Source organism: Pseudomonas paralactis, from assembly GCF_001439735.1.
Taxonomy (GTDB): domain Bacteria; phylum Pseudomonadota; class Gammaproteobacteria; order Pseudomonadales; family Pseudomonadaceae; genus Aquipseudomonas; species Aquipseudomonas paralactis.
The window spans coordinates 1-16891 of sequence record NZ_JYLN01000021.1 but is presented as its reverse complement, the minus strand read 5'-3'; the positions used below and the strand labels follow the sequence as shown (position 1 = coordinate 16891).

Annotated in this window: 8 protein-coding genes, 2 rRNA genes and 1 pseudogene; 5 read left to right on the top strand and 6 right to left on the bottom strand. The window is 58.0% G+C overall.

Translation table 11 applies throughout. The features are described 5' to 3' along the window. From rrf (TX23_RS28935) to TX23_RS26500, 3 genes are all read left to right on the top strand, one after another. Positions 1-80, top strand: a 5S ribosomal RNA gene (rrf, locus tag TX23_RS28935); the annotation flags it as partial. Between the two features lie 109 nt (positions 81-189). Then, positions 190-305, top strand: a 5S ribosomal RNA gene (gene rrf, locus TX23_RS26505). A 274-nt stretch (positions 306-579) separates the two neighbouring features. Then, the gene (locus TX23_RS26500) at positions 580-2460 is read left to right on the top strand and encodes a methyl-accepting chemotaxis protein (protein ID WP_057704718.1); all 1881 of its coding nucleotides are present in this window, start codon (positions 580-582) and stop codon (positions 2458-2460) included. Positions 2461-2531: 71 nt separating this feature from the next. On the opposite strand, the gene TX23_RS26495 is transcribed toward TX23_RS26500, so the two are convergent. From TX23_RS26495 to TX23_RS26480, 4 genes are all read right to left on the bottom strand, one after another. Beyond that, positions 2532-5909, bottom strand: coding sequence for an amino acid adenylation domain-containing protein (locus tag TX23_RS26495; RefSeq protein ID WP_057704717.1), 3378 nt, complete (start codon positions 5907-5909; stop codon positions 2532-2534). Further along, the gene (locus TX23_RS26490; protein WP_057704716.1) at positions 5906-6853 is read right to left on the bottom strand and encodes a diiron oxygenase; all 948 of its coding nucleotides are present in this window, start codon (positions 6851-6853) and stop codon (positions 5906-5908) included. The genes TX23_RS26495 and TX23_RS26490 overlap by 4 nt, the downstream gene beginning before the upstream one ends. Beyond that, complete coding sequence (locus TX23_RS26485; RefSeq protein ID WP_057704715.1) at positions 6850-7608, bottom strand: DUF3050 domain-containing protein; 759 nt, start codon at positions 7606-7608, stop codon at positions 6850-6852. The genes TX23_RS26490 and TX23_RS26485 overlap by 4 nt, the downstream gene beginning before the upstream one ends. A gap of 364 nt (positions 7609-7972) precedes the next feature. Then, entirely contained in the window at positions 7973-8683 is a 711-nt protein-coding gene (locus TX23_RS26480) for a GntR family transcriptional regulator (RefSeq protein WP_057704714.1), read from the bottom strand. 319 nt (positions 8684-9002) lie between these two features. On the opposite strand from TX23_RS26480, the gene lapG reads away from it, so the two are divergent. Further along, the gene (gene lapG / locus TX23_RS26475; protein WP_407071397.1) at positions 9003-9626 is read left to right on the top strand and encodes a cysteine protease LapG; all 624 of its coding nucleotides are present in this window, start codon (positions 9003-9005) and stop codon (positions 9624-9626) included. Positions 9627-9640: 14 nt separating this feature from the next. Continuing rightward, a complete protein-coding gene (gene lapD / locus TX23_RS26470) occupies positions 9641-11587 on the top strand; it encodes a cyclic di-GMP receptor LapD (protein WP_057704712.1) in 1947 nt (648 codons plus the stop codon). Positions 11588-11710: 123 nt separating this feature from the next. Here lapD and TX23_RS26465 read toward each other — a convergent pair whose 3' ends face one another. Together TX23_RS26465 and TX23_RS26460 are read right to left on the bottom strand one after the other, a co-directional pair. After that, on the bottom strand, positions 11711-12049 hold the full coding sequence (locus tag TX23_RS26465; RefSeq protein WP_057704711.1) for a hypothetical protein: 339 nt from the start codon (positions 12047-12049) through the stop codon (positions 11711-11713). A gap of 151 nt (positions 12050-12200) precedes the next feature. Next, positions 12201-16891: pseudogene (locus TX23_RS26460) on the bottom strand (LapA family giant adhesin); the annotation flags it as partial.

Here is a 16891-nt window from a genome sequence, read left to right as displayed (position 1 = left end):
ATCCCGAACTCAGCAGTGAAACGATGCATCGCCGATGGTAGTGTGGGGTTTCCCCATGTGAGAGTAGGTCATCGTCAAGATTAAATTCCGAAACCCCTGTTTGCTAACGCAAACAGGGGTTTTGTTTATGTAGAAGCTCATGAATTTCACCGGCACGTTGCCAACGCAACGGTCTGGTACACAGAATTTCTTGACGACCATAGAGCATTGGAACCACCTGATCCCATCCCGAACTCAGCAGTGAAACGATGCATCGCCGATGGTAGTGTGGGGTTTCCCCATGTGAGAGTAGGTCATCGTCAAGATTGAATTCCGAAACCCCTGTCTGCTAACGCAGACAGGGGTTTTGTCGTTTAAGGCTCTACGTCATAGCCTCCCGCCTTGAACCGACCGCCTGTCGGTTTCCTACGCAAAAAGAAGATGCTTCGCACAAATTTCTAAGCTTTGCCGATGTTTGGCCGAAAGCCTGACGAGCCATGCGTGCACCGAAATAGAGCGACCGCAGAGTCCGCCTATCCCGCTACATGGAATGTTCCACTCGGCACGCTCACCCCCCTTTGGCAAAAAGAAGTCGATGAAATGAATCTCAAGTTCAGTCATAAAATTCTGTTGGCCGCGTCAGGCGTCGTGGTTTTAGCCTTCGCGTTATTCACCCTGTACAACGACTACCTGCAACGCAGCACGATCAGGCAAAACCTGGCATCGTCTATTCAGCAATCCGGCGAGCTTACCGCCAGCAGCGTGCAGAACTGGCTCAGTGGTCGCATCCTGGTCCTCGAAAACCTGACGCAGAACGTTGCCCATCAAGGCAGTGCCGTCGATCTCCCTGGGTTGGTGGATCAGCCAGCGTTTACCTCCAACTTCCAGTTCACCTACGTGGGCCAAACCAATGGCGTATTCACGCAGCGTCCTGACGCGAAGATGCCTGACGACTACGACCCCCGTCAGCGCCCTTGGTACAAGCAGGCGGTAGTGGCAGACAAAACCATGCTTACTCCGCCTTATATGGCGGCTGTGGGCGGTCAGATCGTGACAATTGCCATGCCGGTGAAGAAGAACGGCGAACTGTTGGGTGTTGTTGGGGGTGACCTGAGTCTGCAAACCCTGGTGAAGATCATCAACTCCGTAGACTTCGGCGGCATTGGCCATGCATTTCTGGTCAGTGGTGATGGTCAGGTCATCGTGAGTCCTGATCAGGACCAGGTGATGAAAAATCTCAAGGACATCTACCCAGGCACCAACCTGCGCATCGAGAAGCTCAACCAGGACGTTGTTCTCAATGGCCAGGATCGCATTCTTTCGTTCACGCCTATCAGCGGTTTGCCCGGCGCCGACTGGTACATCGGCCTATCCATCGACAAAGAAAAAGCCTACGCCCCGCTGGGCAAGTTCCGTACATCTGCGTTGATTGCAATGTTGATCGCCGTTGTGGCCATTGCCGTGCTCTTGAGCCTGTTGATTCAAGTGTTGTTGCGTCCGTTGACCACCATGGGCGTCGCCATGCAGGACATCGCCCAAGGCGAAGGTGATTTGACCCGACGCCTCGCAGTGACCAGCAAAGATGAATTCGGCGAAGTCGGCAGCGCATTCAATCAATTCGTCGAACGCATTCACGCCTCGATTTCCGAGGTGTCTTCGGCAACGCGTCAGGTGCATGATTTGTCCCAGCGCGTAATGGCATCGTCCAATGCTTCGATCATCGGCTCTGACGAACAGAGTGCGCGCACCAACAGCGTAGCTGCGGCCATCAACGAACTCGGTGCCGCCACCCAGGAAATTGCCCGCAACGCAGCCGATGCTTCCCAGCACGCCAGTGGTGCCAGTGAACAGGCTGATGATGGCCGCAAGGTGGTTGAGCAAACCATCCTGGCGATGTCGGAACTGTCGCAGAAGATCAGCCTGTCTTGCACTCAGATCGAGACCCTGAACGCCAGCACCGACAACATCGGGCATATTCTGGATGTGATCAAAGGCATTTCCCAGCAGACCAATTTGCTCGCCCTCAATGCGGCAATTGAAGCCGCCCGCGCTGGCGAAGCCGGGCGTGGGTTCGCCGTGGTGGCCGATGAGGTGCGTAACCTGGCACACCGTACCCAAGAGTCGGCAGAAGAGATCCACAAGATGATCACTTCGTTGCAAGTGGGCTCCCGTGAAGCGGTGACCACCATGAACGCCAGCCAGACTTCCAGCGAAGAAAGCGTTGAAGTGGCCAACCAGGCGGGTGAGCGCCTGATCAGCGTGACGCAGCGTATCGTTGAGATCGATGGCATGAACCAGTCAGTTGCGGCTGCCACCGAAGAGCAGACTGCAGTTGTTGAAACGCTCAACGTCGACATCAACCAGATCAACCTGTTGAACCAGCAGGGTGTGGCCAACCTCAACGAGACGCTCAAGGACTGCGATGCGCTGTCCCAGCAGGCCAGTCGATTGAAGCAATTGGTCGATAGCTTCAAGATCTGATCCTGTTTGCATCGGAGCGAGACCTCTCGCTCCGAATGCTGATTGGCGCAGCAGTGTCATCGGCAAGCCGCTCACAGGAAGCTGATGGCCCTGAGGTAGTCACAACCTTTGCGTAACAGCGCAGGGCTCTTTGACGGATAGCCCACTCCCATTCTTTCCAAACCCCACCGGGCATTGTCGTAACGGATCATCGACGTATCGCCGATGTCTTCGCCCAGTTCGTCCAGATAGAACCCCAGCACCCCGAACAATGCGTTATCACGGCTAACCGTTCGCAACGCACGCTGCCAGTCTTCAACGCTTACCCGGTCGAAGACATGCCCGGCCTGGCTGAACGCGTCGAGGTACTTATTCCAGCTCAATGGCTGCGGGTTGTGCAGGTTGAACACGTTTCGCCCAAAGGCAAAGTGGGCGCTGTGGAACGCGATGAAGCGGGCCAGAAAATCCACCGGCATCAGATCGAAGTTCACCTCCAGCCGGGGAACCAACCCCAATTGCACAGACCCCTTGAGCATCAACATCAGGCGGTTCTTCTGCGGTTGGCAGACGCCGTTCTGGCTATTGAAACTGATATTTCCCGGCCGATGAATATTGACCCAGGCCCCTTGTTCGACGGCCCTTCCTAACAATCGCTCAGCCACCCATTTCGAGAGGTTGTAGCCATTTCTCACATACAGTGGCTGCGTGGGCCCGGCTGGCGTTTCAAGGACGTGCCCATCGGCGTCCACGCTGCTGCAGGCCGATAGCGTCGAGATGAAATTAAGAACCTTCTTACATTGAGTCTCGCAGAGGCGCAGGCACTCAAAAACCGGCTCGACGTTGTCTCTGGCGAGGGACGCGTAGTCCAGTACATGATTGACCTGTGCGGCGTTATGTACCAGCACACCATAATGACGAGCGAGATCGTCATACACATTGTCGGCCAAGCCCAGGCGGGGTTTGCGCATGTCGGCGGCGTACACCCGCACTCGACTCAGGTCCAGATGGTCCAGTCGGTATTCGCGCAGTGCCTGGGTGAATCGCGCCGTCGCCGATTGGTCAGGCAGTTCGCGCACCAGGCACGCCACTTCTTGCGCGCCGCCAGCCAGCAGCGCTTGGACGATATGCACCCCGACAAAACTGTTCGCCCCGGTGACGATCGCTTTGCGTGGATCACCCAGGTGGGTATCAGGCAACACCTCGAACTCCAGCGTTCTTGCTGCATCTTTCTCCATCTGGTGGCTAGGGGTATCAGGCAGCACACCGCCGTCCATCAGTGCGGCCAGCGTGCGGATGGTCGGGGCCTCGAAAAAGGGGCTCAGGCAGAAGCTGCGGCCAAACTGCTCACGCAGGCGCAGCAACAGTGTCGACAACAGAATGGAGTGACCTCCGAGGTTGAAGAAGCTGTCATCGATCGAGAGTTCACCTGCCGATAAAGCCAACAACTCTGCCCATAAGTCCACCAATTGTGCTTGCAGAGGTGTTTGTAAAGGGCTGCGAGCCGCCCCGGCGAATGTGGATATTGGCAGGGCCAGTAAAGCCTTCCGATCGACCTTGCCGTTACTTGTACCTGGCATACAAGCCAACTCGCTCCAGGCGACCGGCTGCATATGTACCGGCAACCACTGCCGAGCATGTGCCTTCAGGCTGTCCAGCGTAGCGCCGGGTTCGGGCTGGGCGGCAAAACCTATGACTCTGTGCGTCGGGTCGATTACCACCGCCACTTGGCGAAACAATCGACTGTCGCGCAGGCACTGCTCAATCTCCTTAGGCTCGACTCTAAAACCGCGGATCTTGACTTGCTCATCCCGCCGCCCGCCGAGCTCGATGCCGTCTTGCGTCCATTTCGCCAAATCGCCGCTGCGGTAAGCCTTAAGAACCTGTCCATTGGGCAGCGTCAGCTCAACGAATGGACTGTCGGCTTGCGGCGGTGCATTCCAATAGCCGAGGCTGACGCCTGGGCCGGCAATGTATAAATCGCCTGTGACCTGTTCATCCACCGGTTGCAGGTTATCGTCGAGGATTAGCACCTGACTGTTGGCTATGGGGTGGCCGATGTTGCGCTGGCTATCACCTTGTTTAAATACTCGGTGTGTTGCCAAAACCGTGGTCTCGGTGGGCCCATAGAGGTTATGCAACCGACATTGCCCCGCCAATTGTTCGATCACATAGGGCTCGCAGAAATCGCCGCCGGTCAGCAAGTGAGTAAGCCCCAATGGCTGATCCAGCGGCAGAATGCCGAGCAGCGCAGGTGGCAGAAATCCATGGCTGACGCGTTGCTGGCGAATCAGCTCTACCAGTTGCTGCGGGTCGTGACGTTGATCCGCACTAGGGACAATCAATTCAGCACCGGCGATCAGGGCCGGGAAAATATCGATCAATGACGAGTCGAAGCCCAGCGGCGAAAACTGCAGAACGCGACTGTGTTGATCCAGCCCCACACAGGTTGTGAGCCACGCGCTGAAATGCGCCAGATTATAGTGGCTCAGGAGTACACCCTTGGGCTGACCGGTGGTCCCCGACGTGAACAAGGCGATGCAAGGCTCGTCGGCAATGGGGCGATGGCGCATCAGCGGTTGCGCCGCATCGGCGTCGTGCACAGCGATCTGGCTGACATCAAGGGACATGAAGCCCGCTCGCAAGGGATGCTGGCCGTTATCCAACAACACACAAGCCTGGAGGCTTTCCAACATGCAGTGCTGACGTTGCAGTGGATAATCCGGGGCCAACGGCAAATACACACAGCCGCAACCCAACACCGCAAGAATACTGGCATACAGCTCGTTGGATTTTTCCAGGCACACGCCGATCACCCTTGGTGCTTGTGCGCCTTCCAACAAGGGAAGCAGGCGTTGCTGGATCGCTATGGCATGGCGATGAAGTTGCTGATACGTCAGCATGTCCCCGGCGATATTCAACGCTGTTCGATTCGCGAAGGTCTCCAGACTGGCCTGCAGCCTTTCAATCATGGGCACCTGGGCTGCGCGCAGTAAGGCCGGGTTTGCCGTGTGGTTGAAACGATGCATAAACGCCAATGCTTCCAGCCCTTGCAGGCCCTGTTCGGGCCAGTCGTTAGCGGCAGCGGTTATAGAGAAATAATCGGGATCTCTTGAAAAACCGCAAACCAACCAAGCTGCCCACTCCGCCAGTGCGTTCGTGGCCTGCTGATGTAATCGCTGGCCGTTGCCGCTGGGTTCCTCGGCGACGCCCTGCACAGCCAACAAGCGTCGCTCGCGGTCATAGCAGCGCAACTGCAGTGAGGGCAGCCCGTGCTCGGACAGCCGGCCGATACCCACGCGCAGGCTTATCCATGGCGCGTCGGTGGGCAATGGCGGCAGCGGCTGCCCTCCATCTTCAATTACCAGGTCGACAGGCCCTGCTCCTGCGATATGCCCATATTGCTCCAGCACTTGCTTGAGCGCGTCCAGGGCTTTGCTGGAGGCACCCCACGCGATCTTTAAACGCCTCATGCCAACCTCCCTTGTACGGGCAGGTAGGCGCTCAGTGCTTGTGCGACGCTGGGCGTTTGCAAGACACCGCTGTGGCGCAGCAAACCCATGATATTGGTCACCAGCGGATGTTGATGGGTGATGGGAAAGGCCAGCGCATGGATTTCATGGCGTAGCGCAAGACGAGTGTCGGCGCTGATATCCAGGTGCTCGATCAGTTGCAGGTCGAAGTCTTGTTGCAGATCGTTAGTCAGGTAGCGCCCCAGGAAAACAGGCAGCGCTTGAGCGATGCTGTCGCGATCCTGCGCAGTTGCCGACTGCCAGTAGATACGCACCAGCTGAGTCCAGAACCGCGCGTGACGGCCCTCGTCGAACAGGTGATCGGCCATCAGGCCGCGCACAGACGGTTTGACGCTGGCGTCTTTGGAGAACGCTGCCACATCATGGGTAACCGTGTTTTCCGCAATGGCCACGGCGATTAATTCAACGGCATCGTGCAAGTGCGCCGGTACCTTTGCCTGCGCTGCCGGTAGCGCGCGACTCAATTCAATTTGCCCGGGTAGATCAAGCGGTTCGATACCGGTCATTTCCACGGCTTGCTGAAGAAAATCCAGCGCGACCAACGCGTGGTAATCCTCGTCCACAACAACAGTCATCGCGTCGTAGCGGCAAGCAAGCGGGAAGGGCAGGGAGAAGCGATTTTTCGCGATGCTGCGCGCGGTCTTGTCGACAATCTCGGTTTCGAAGATCACCACATCATTGATGAATTTATAGAAGCTTTGCGTCAGCACGTAGTCGCGCCATTGTGGGCAGTGTTCAAGGAAAGTTGCACTCAGTACCAGCGGTTGGCGACACAGGGGAAAGATGAGGTTGCCGTCATTTTCCAGCACGCGTCGGGGACGTGTGCGGATGGTTGCGCGACGCTCCCAATCATCGGCAAAGGATTGGTAATGGAAGGCGCTCATGGGCGAACCTCTTGCAGCGAGGCCAGCACACCGTCCCAGAACGTGATACGGCGCTCCACGGCGCCAAGGGCGGTGCTATCGGCTTGTCTCTGGCGAAGCGGATCTGCGCCGATCAAGCGCTGGAGCAATTGTTCTGCCGCGGGCCCATGGTCGTGGCTGTCCACTTCGATATGGCGGTTGAGGTAGTGCAAGAAGGTAGGCGTCTCACGCTCAATGAACGCGTTGCTGTGCATCAGGCGCTCAAACATCAAGGGAATGACACTTTCGCGTCCATGCAGGAAGGCCGCCGCCACACAGTGGGTGGGCGCACTGAGCGCGATTTGCAATGTGCTGTCGACAAATTGCACCACACCACGAGGCGCATCAATCATCTGCAAAGCCGCGCTGACCTCCACGCCCTGATGCTGCAGATCAATGAAGCGTGTGATGGTGACGGTGCTTGCGCCTACCTCTGTCATAGCGTCCAGGTAAAGTTCGAAGTGACTGCAATGGCCTCGCGTTGGGTGCTCATCCGATTCCTCGCCCAGCACAATTTCATTGATCAAGCGGGCAGCGTGGGGGTCTGCTGGAGGGAGCCAGGGGATCTGAGTGCACGTCAGGTCTTGTTGCAGACGTTTGGTCAGGGTCATGAAGTCCCACACAGCGAACACATGGTGTTCCATAAAGTGTTGTAACTTTGAGAAAGAAGTTATTTCTATGAATAACGGATGACCTAAAAGTTGTTGTTTTCTTTGTTCGATAAAATGTTGGTGCATGGTTGACGCCTATAAGTTGTTGCAAGTGCTCGAAAAGCAGTGTTGGAATTTTGTAGTTGTGAGTTGGAGATGTAATATTTAGTCGAGGCCACGCAGGTAGCGCAACCTTGATCGAGTTGTGCCAGCGGATTGAAAGGGGTGTGGTGGTCGGGCGAAGATAATAAGCCGATTAAACGTCTGGGTCGGATTATAAAAGTATTAGATGTTTTGTCCGAAAGCTGGTGCAGGGATAACTTGGTTGTTAACGTGTGGGAGAGTTCCTCGGTGTCAGTAGTTTCATAGGGGTAGTTGCCTGTCGTTGTGGCAACTTTCCTGATGGAAAGTTACCCGCATGATGTAATGACCAGCGAATGAATTATGGCGCCTATTGCGCGACTTTTTTATCGGCGCTTTCAAGACTCTTGAGGTAGTCAGCGATCACTTCCATACCCCGCATCAAGTGATTGCGCAGCGTCAGAATGCTCTCCTCGACCCTCTTCTGCGCCACCAGGCTCAACAATTCACGGTGATCCTCCTGAGACGTTTCGCCCAGTCCCATCGCTTCAAGATTGAAGCGCAGAAAGCGTTCCTCTTCATTCAGTCCGTGTTCCACCAGATCGAGCAGCCGTTGATTGGGTGCCTTGCCGTACAAGACCATGTGAAACAGGCGATTGAGGCGGCCAATCTTTCTGTAGTCTTTCTCACATTCCAACGCATTGATCCAGGCCTCGGCCTCGGCAAGATCAGCGTCGGTGAGCAATGGGATCGACAAGCGCAGGGCTTCAGATTCGAGCAACATACGCAGTGCGTAGGTTTCAGCCGAATTGTCCTCGATCAGCGGTGCCACCACGGCACCCTTGTGGGTCACCACATGCAGCAAGGACTGCGCCTCCAGTTGGCGCAAGGCTTCGCGCACGGGCATACGGCTGACGCCGAACAAACTCGCCAGTTCCTGCTGGCGCATCGCGGTGCCGCAGGGCAATCGCCCATCCAGGATGGCGTTGCGCAACGTTTCTTCAATGACGGCGCGAGCAAGATGGGCGGGAATAGGCCCGCTTATTTTGATGCTGCTTAAAGGGTTCGGCTTCTGCGTCACGGTTACGCTATCCTCCTTTCTTGAATAATAGTGTGGCTAATTGGATCCAATGCACACTAAAGACGGCCCCAACGCTTGTCAAACAGCCAAAGTTTCCGTTTGTAAGGGCTTACACAGCATACTTTGTGTCTCCCACAAGGGGCGGTTATAAACTCGGTCCTTCTATGAATGATTGCACTGTGCCATTGTTTTTTGGAGGGCCAGGCTTCACCATTCCTTGAAATTCCGTCTCTTTCATGGACAGAGCGCCTTGGCGGTAAGTTTTATTCCCTCTCGAGTTCTTTGCTGGCTGTTATCAGCAACTCTGTTGGCCGGCTTGATGCTTGGCGGGCTGCGTGCCGATTGGGATTTCTCTCAGATCAGCCGCAAGGCTACCGCCGTGTACGGGCCGCTCGGCGAAGGTCAGCAGCGCATCGACGCCTGGCAGCGGCTATTGGCAAGCCAAAAACAGGTCAGCGAGTCGGAGCAGCTCAAGGTCGTGAATTTGTTCTTCAATAAACAAATGACCTACGTGGAAGACATCGACCTCTGGCACGCTGTCGATTATTGGGAGACACCCGTCGAGGCCCTTTGGAAGGGGGCAGGTGACTGTGAAGACTACGCAATCGCAAAGTATTTCAGTTTGCGTCATCTGGGTGTGTCCAGCGACAAATTGCGCATTACCTACGTCAAGGCGTTGCGGCAGAATCGCGCGCACATGGTTCTGACCTATTATTCGACGCCTGACGCTATCCCGCTGGTGCTCGACAGCCTGATGGACGAAATCCTGCCGGCGACCCGCCGCACCGATTTGGTCCCGGTGTATTCATTCAACGCCGAAGGCTTGTACTTGCCCGGTGCCAAGGGCAACAAGAAAGTCGGTGATACCAAACGCTTGTCGCGCTGGCAGGATGTGTTGAGAAAAATGCGTGCGGAAGGCTTCCCAGCCGAGCCTGCCAACTAGGAGTAACTGATCGGATGTCTCTGTTCAAACAACTATTGATCGCAATCTGTCTGTTCCTGGTGGTCGCCTTCAGCGGCAGCTTCATGGTCAGCCTGGAAAGCTCGCGCACCCAATACGTCAACCAACTGCGTTCCCATGCCCAGGATGCTGCGACGGCGCTGGCGCTGTCGTTGACCCCCAATATCGACGATCCGGCCATGGTGGAGCTGCTGGTCAGCTCGATCTTCGACAGCGGCTACTACGCCAGCATCCGTGTGGTGGACCTGGCCACGGATAAAACCATCGTCGAACGCAGCGGCATCCCTGATAACAACGGCGTACCTAACTGGTTCGTAAAGTTGATCGGTCTGGAGCCGGCGGGCGGCGATGCGCTGGTCAGCCGTGGCTGGGAGCAGGCGGCGCGGGTCGAAGTGGTGAGCCACCCAATGTTCGCCCTGGCCAAGCTCTGGCAAAGCGCCTTGGGCAGTCTGGGTTGGTTGCTGCTGTGCGGTGCGGTCAGTGTGGTGCTGGGTGGGCTGTTGCTGCGCCGGCAATTGAAGCCGTTGGACTATATGGTCAAACAGTCCCACGCGATTGCTCGCCGAGAATTCCTCAGCCTGCCCGACCTGCCGCGCACGCCGGAACTGCGGCGAGTGGTGCAAGCCATGAACCAGATGGTGGAAAAGCTCAAGGCGTTGTTCCAGGAGCAGGCCGAGCGCAGCGAAAAACTGCGCACCGAGTCTTATCAGGACAACCTTACTGGCCTTGCTAACCGGCGTTATTTCGAAATGCAGCTCAATGCCCGCGTCAGTAACCCGGAAGACACCAACTCCGGTTACTTGCTGCTGCTGCGGGTCAAGGACCTCGCCGGCCTCAACCAACGCCTGGGCGGCCAGCACACCGACCAATTGCTGCAAGCGGTCGGCCAACAACTGCTGCGTCAGTGCGAGCCGTATCCGGAAACCCATAACCTCGTCACCCGTATTCGTGGCGGTGAGTTCGCCGTGCTGGCGCCGGGGTTGATGCGTGAAGAAGCGCTGCAACTGGCGCAAAACCTGGAAAGCACCTTGCTCAGCCTGCAAGCGACCGGCGCCAGCGACGTTACACCGGTTGCCTATATCGGCCTGGCACCGTTCAGCCATGGCGACGCGCCCCAAGCCCTGCTGACCCTGGCCGACCAAGCCCTGGCCCAGGCCGAAGCGCAGGGCGACACCACTTGGGTGTGCCTGGACCGCAGCGCCGCCGCCAGTGTCGGTGACGATCACCATGCCTGGCATACCCTGTTGGATCAGGCCCTGACCCGACAGCGCTTCCAGCTGTACTTCCAGCCGGTGGTGGCCAGCCAGGATCCACAGTTGGTCCTGCATTACAAAGTGCTGTCGCGCTTGCAGGACGAGGACGGCCACACCATACCGGCCGGACGCTTCCTGCCGTGGCTTGAGCGCTTCGGTTGGTCGGCCCGCCTGGACCGCCTGATGCTGGAGCAGGTGCTCAAGCAGATGGGCAGCCACACCCAGAACCTGGCACTGAATCTCTCGGCCGCGACCTTGCAGGACCCCCAGGCCCTGAACCGCATTTATGACCTGCTACGCCAGCACAGCAACCTGGGCCCGCGCCTCACCCTGGAGATCGGTGAAGAGCAACTGCCTGAGCAGCACGTGCTGGAACAGATGACTCAGCGCCTGCGCGAGCTGGGCTTCTCCCTCAGCCTGCAACGTTTCGGTGGGCGGTTCAGCATGATCGGCAACCTGGCGCGCCTGGGCCTGGCGTACCTGAAGATCGACGGCAGCTACATTCGCGCCATCGACCAGGAAAGTGACAAGCGCTTGTTTATCGAGGCCATCCAGCGAGCGGCCCATAGCATCGACCTGCCGCTGATTGCCGAGCGTGTAGAGACCGAGGGCGAACTGAAGGTGATTCGTGAGATGGGGATTTTCGGAGTGCAGGGCCAACTGTTTGGCGAGCCCGCGCCCTGGAAATAATTACCTGTAGGAGCGAGCTTGCTCGCGAAGATCGCCAACGATAACGCGCAAAGCCTGACACCCGTGGTGATCCCAGTTTTTTCGCGAGCAAGCTCGCTCCTACAGTGCGTAGGAGCGGCTGGATCAAATCAATCCTTTCTCGTCATCATCGATCAACTGGCTCAACCCACCCAACGCTTCCCGCGCCTGGTTACGGTCCATCAACTTGGCCTGGGCTGCCGGCGGCAGGTCGGTCACGCTGATCACCCCCTTGCGGGTCAGCACCTGAATCAAGTCATCCAGCACCCGGATCATCTCCAGGTCGCTCTGCTTGAGCTGAGCCAGGCTGGTTTCCACCACTTCGTTGGCGTACCAGGCCTGGATCTCATGGTGATCGGCCGGCAGGGTTTCGGTGGATTCGGTAAAGGCGGCGGCCTCTACGCGAATCAGCGCGCCCAGTGCATCACGTTGCACGTAAAACATAAGAACCCCTCGAATATGAGCCACATGCGTTCAACAGCATAGGTCAACGCTGCGTGTATGGGCGTGAGTATGCGACGCACCGTCCGCCAGGGCCAGCGGCCCATAAGGCAAAAAAATCGGCCGCCTGGGAAGGCGGCCGATCCATTGCATCTTAGCTATGGTCGATCTTGATGGTTGGGTCGGCACCAGTGATCAGCGAGTTGATGCTGACATGGGACCAATCATTGCCTTCCAGCTTGATGGTCACATCGGCATTGGCCAGGCCACCGGCAGCGTTGAGCTTGCCTTCGCTGCTCACTTGCAGGGTCGACACGCCGTCTACCGTGGTGATCTTAAGGTAGTTGTCGATGGTGCTGTCGCTCTCACCTTTCAACAAGTCACGCAGATCAATGCGGTCGCCTTCCGAGGCTTTGAAGTCCTTGATCACATCGTTGCCGATGTCACCCGCCTTCCACACAAAGGTGTCGGCACCCGAACCACCGATCAGGATGTCGTTGCCCTGGCCGCCGATCAACGTGTCGTTGCCGGTGCCACCCAGCAGGATGTCATTGCCTTTGCCGCCATCCAGCAGGTCGTTGCCGCCCTGGCCGAACAGGATGTCATCGCCAGCGCCGCCCAGCAGCGTGTCGTTGGCGTCCTTGGCACCGGAGACGTCGAAGTCTGTGTAGTGCTCGGTAACGTACTGGTGGACGTTAGAGGCGGTCACCGAAGAGACGGTCACGCCGGTCTTCTGCGCTACAAACGCCTGCAGTGCGTTGTAACCCTCACCGTTTATCCCGCTGAAGCTCACCAGGTCGCCGAAGAGGATGTCGTTGCCATCGCCCCCGATGACGGTGTCTGCGCCCGGCAACGTCGCCTCGGTGTGGCCGAGGATCGCGTTGGCCAAGTCCTTCGGATCGATGTTGGCCTGTGGCTTGCCATCGCTGTCGTACGGTGCCAACTGATTCAGGCTGACCCCGCTATTGAGGCCGATGGCTTCTACGCCACCGGTGGACAGGCCTTTGAGCAGTGCGAACGCGCTCTGGGAATTACTGATGAGCGTAGGATCGTTGATGTTCGAGGACGAGGCTGTACCGTTGCCGCCAACAGTTGACAGCTCATAGGTGCCATCGCCTTGGGCATGGATGGTTCCTGGGTTGGACTGCCCCCAGCCCCACCAGTTGTTGGTCCACAGGGTCACCTTGCCGACCGAGTTGATATCAATGAAGTGACTCGAGTCGATCTCGATCCTGGTGGCGGTGCCCAATGTGTAGTTGTTCATGTTGACGACATCATCAAGCTTGACGTTGTTGTACAACGTCGGGTTGGTCTCCTCCGCTCGTTGATAGAACGTCGGTTGGCCGTCAGTGATGAAGTACGTTGTATTGATAGCGCCAGTGTTGCCAGTCGCCTGGGCACTCTTGAAGAAGTTGGCCGCGGCCTTGAACACGTCTTCGTAGTTGGTCCCGCCGGTAGACACCATGGAGTCCAGCACTTTCTGCAGCGAATCCAACGCACCTGGGTCTTTCAGGTTGACCGTCACTGTGCGATTGACCTGGTCACTGAAGTCCGCCAGGAAGATGTTCACGGTGCCAGAGGTGCTGGAGCCGATACTGTTCTTCAGCGAGTTGAACGTGGTGGTCAGCGAGGTTTTGGCCGCTGCTATCGAGTCCGCGCCCATACTGCCCGATGTATCGATCATGAACGCGATGTTGTAATTCTTGCCCTGCACCACGTTCAGGCCGGCGATGTCGGCCACGACGATGTCGTTGCCATCGCTGCCATTGATAGTGTCGCTGCCCGAGGTGCCGGTGACTGAGTTGTAGGTCGCCGGGTGCACCGTGACGGGCAATTGCGCGGTGGTGGTCGCTGAACCGCCAATGCTCTCGGTGGAAGTCGAGGTGACCGTCAGGTTGAACTGGCCGCTGTAGTAGGTCGGCGGCTTGATGGTCAGGGTGTTCAGGTCCCAGCCGGTGACATTCACTTCGCCCACGGTTTTACCCGCAGTAAAGGTGTGCCCAGACGCGTCGGTAAGCACCGAGCCTGCCGGAATGCCGCTGATCTTCACGCTCAGAGTTTCGGAGCCGTCGGTGTCGGTCAGCGCGGTGGTGACCTTGGACAGTTTAACGGTGCCGTTCTCCTGGCCTTCGTTGAGCTTGTAGCCCACGTAGTAACCGTCACCGTTGCTGCCATGCAAGTCGGACACGGTGACGCCGGCGTTGGTCAGGTCGGCAAGGCCGGTGTACAACGGCACGGTGCTGGTGCTCAAGTTCTGCACCGCCCCGCCGTTGACCGACAGGTTGACGTCGAAGCTGCCTGGGCCCGCCTGGTTGGCTTGGTAGATCTCAAGGCTGTAGTAACCGGTGGTCGTTGGCGTGAACGAGCCGCTGAACTTGCCGCTGTTGGTGCCCCATAAACCGCTGGCAACGTCTTTACCGCCAACGTTGACCACCACGCTGTCATCGGCGATGCCGCTGAAGGTGTAGCTCTTGCCGGCTTCCATGTAGATCAGGCCGGAGATTTTTGAGCCAGAGCCGGCGGCGACGTTGTCGACGGACTCGACGTTGGTCACCACCGAGGTGTTGTTCGGCGTGCCCGCGTTATCGATGGCTTTTTTCAGCACGTCCGGTGCAGCGCCGTTGCCGTTGTTGCCGAGGCCGGCAATGCTGTTCCAGCCCTGTTTGACCAGGCCGGTGGAGGCAACGTTGTTGTCGGCCACGCTGAGGGTCGGCGCGTCGGCTACCGGCGTGATATCGACTTTCACCGTGGCGCTGGTGCCCAGGTCCTTGCCATCGGTTGGCTGGAACTTGAACTGCGCGTAATCCGCCTGCTTGTTACCCACACCGGTGCCGCCATAACCGTCGGCGCCGGACTCGTTGGCGTTCGGCGTAAAGCGCAGTTGGCCGCCGTCGATCTGGGCCTTGGTGAAGGTCTGGCCGCTGGTCACGTTGGTCCAGGTGCTGCCGTCCGCCGCCAGGTATTGCAGCTTGCCGGCGACCGGCAACTCGGTGATTTTTACCCCCAGGCTGGCTTGCGGCGAGTCCACATCGCTCACGCCGAAGTTGGCCCAGGTCAGGGCCAGCGCGGTGTCTTCCGTACCGGTTACGGCACCGCCAGTCGCCACCGGCGCATCGTTGACCGCCACCACGTTGACGGTGGTGGTGGCGACGTTGGAGTAGTTGCCGCCGTCGGTCACGCTCACGGTAATGGTGCGTGGGGTGGTGCTTGGGTCGTGGCTGTTGTTGGTGAACGTGATGTTCTGGATACGCTGCATATAGTCAGCCAGCGTCGCGCTGCCCGACAACGTGAGCGTAATGGTGCCGGTCTGGTTATTGGTGGTGACGGTGATGCCGTTGACGCTGTTGCCCAGGTTCAGGGCATCACCGGCCTGAGCATTGGTCAGGGTGACCGTTGCGCCGGTCAGCATTGTGCTGTCGGGATCTGTGATTTTGATATCGGTGTCGGCGATCGACACGCCCGGTCCAGCAGTACCTTCGGTAAACGTCGTCTTGTAATCCGCACCGCTGGCGCCGCTGGAGTTGTTGGCGTCCAGGTCGATAACTGGCGGCGCATCGTTGTCGATGATGTTGGTGCTGACGCTGCCATTGCCGACCACCAGGTTCTCGAAGTTGCCGCCTGTGGTCTTGTCGATGGTGATGACGATCGTTTCCGTCGGCTCGGTGATCTTGTCGTCGAGCGTGCGGATATCAAACGGCACGCTGCTGGAACCGGCCGGGATCTTCACGGTGTACAGGCCGGTGAAGTCCGAACCGTCGGTAGCAGTGCCGCTGTACTTGAGCGTCACGGTTACGTCGGTTTGCGGCGGGTTGCTCAGGGTCAGGGTGTAGTGCGCCGTACCGCCCTCAGTCACCGAGGCATCGCCGATAATGCTGATGGTGGTAGTGCTGACCACGTCCGTCACTTTGGTGACCACGGTACTGCCGTCGACGATCAAGTGTTCGTACTTGTCGCCACCGCTGACCACACCCGTGATTTTGGTGGTGACGTCACTGGCGCCGACATACGCATCGTTGGGCGCGGTGGCCGTAGTGAAGCTGGTGGACTTGCCATTGCCGATGGTAATGCTCGAACCGTTATCCAGCTTGACGACCAGGTCGGAGCCAACGTTGTTCACCGCCGCGCCGTTCTTGTCGACCAGGGAAGCGGTGTACACGATCTGCCCGCCTTCGCTGACAGAACCGGTGGCCTTGAGCACTACCGTCACGTCGTCGATGGTGTCGTTGACGGTGGTTGTTGCGCCGCCCGGCGTGATGGTCACACCCTCGAAATTGCCGCCGGTAGTACCGGTGATCTTGACGGTCTGGGTGCTCTTGTCGATGAACACGTCATCGGTCGGCGCAGGGACGGTCACCGTGCCCACGGTTGCACCTTGCTTGATGGTGATACTTGAACCGTTATCGAGTTGGACCACCATGTCGCTGCCGGCCTTGTTGCTTAAGGTGGCGGTGTAAGTGATCTGGCCACCTTCGTTGACAGCCGTCGGGGCGGTCAGGGTGACGGTAGTCAGATCGGTGGAACCCGGGGTGTCGGTGACGGTGGTATTCACCGCCGTAGTGCCCGGCACAAGATTTTCAAAATGCTCGCCGCCGGTCACACCTTTGATCGCAGTGGTGACAGTCTGATCGCCTTTGTAGACGTCGTTTGGCGCGATGGTGGTGATGGAGCCGCTCGACTGATTCACGCCGATGGTGATGGTTTTGCCGTTATCCAGGGTCACGGTGAGCGGGTTGGTGATGTTAGTCACCGGCGCGCCGTTTTTATCCACAAGGCTGGCGGTGTAGACGATGTTGCCGCCTTCGCCGACGGTAGTCGTGGCGGACAGGACTACATCAACTTTGTCGA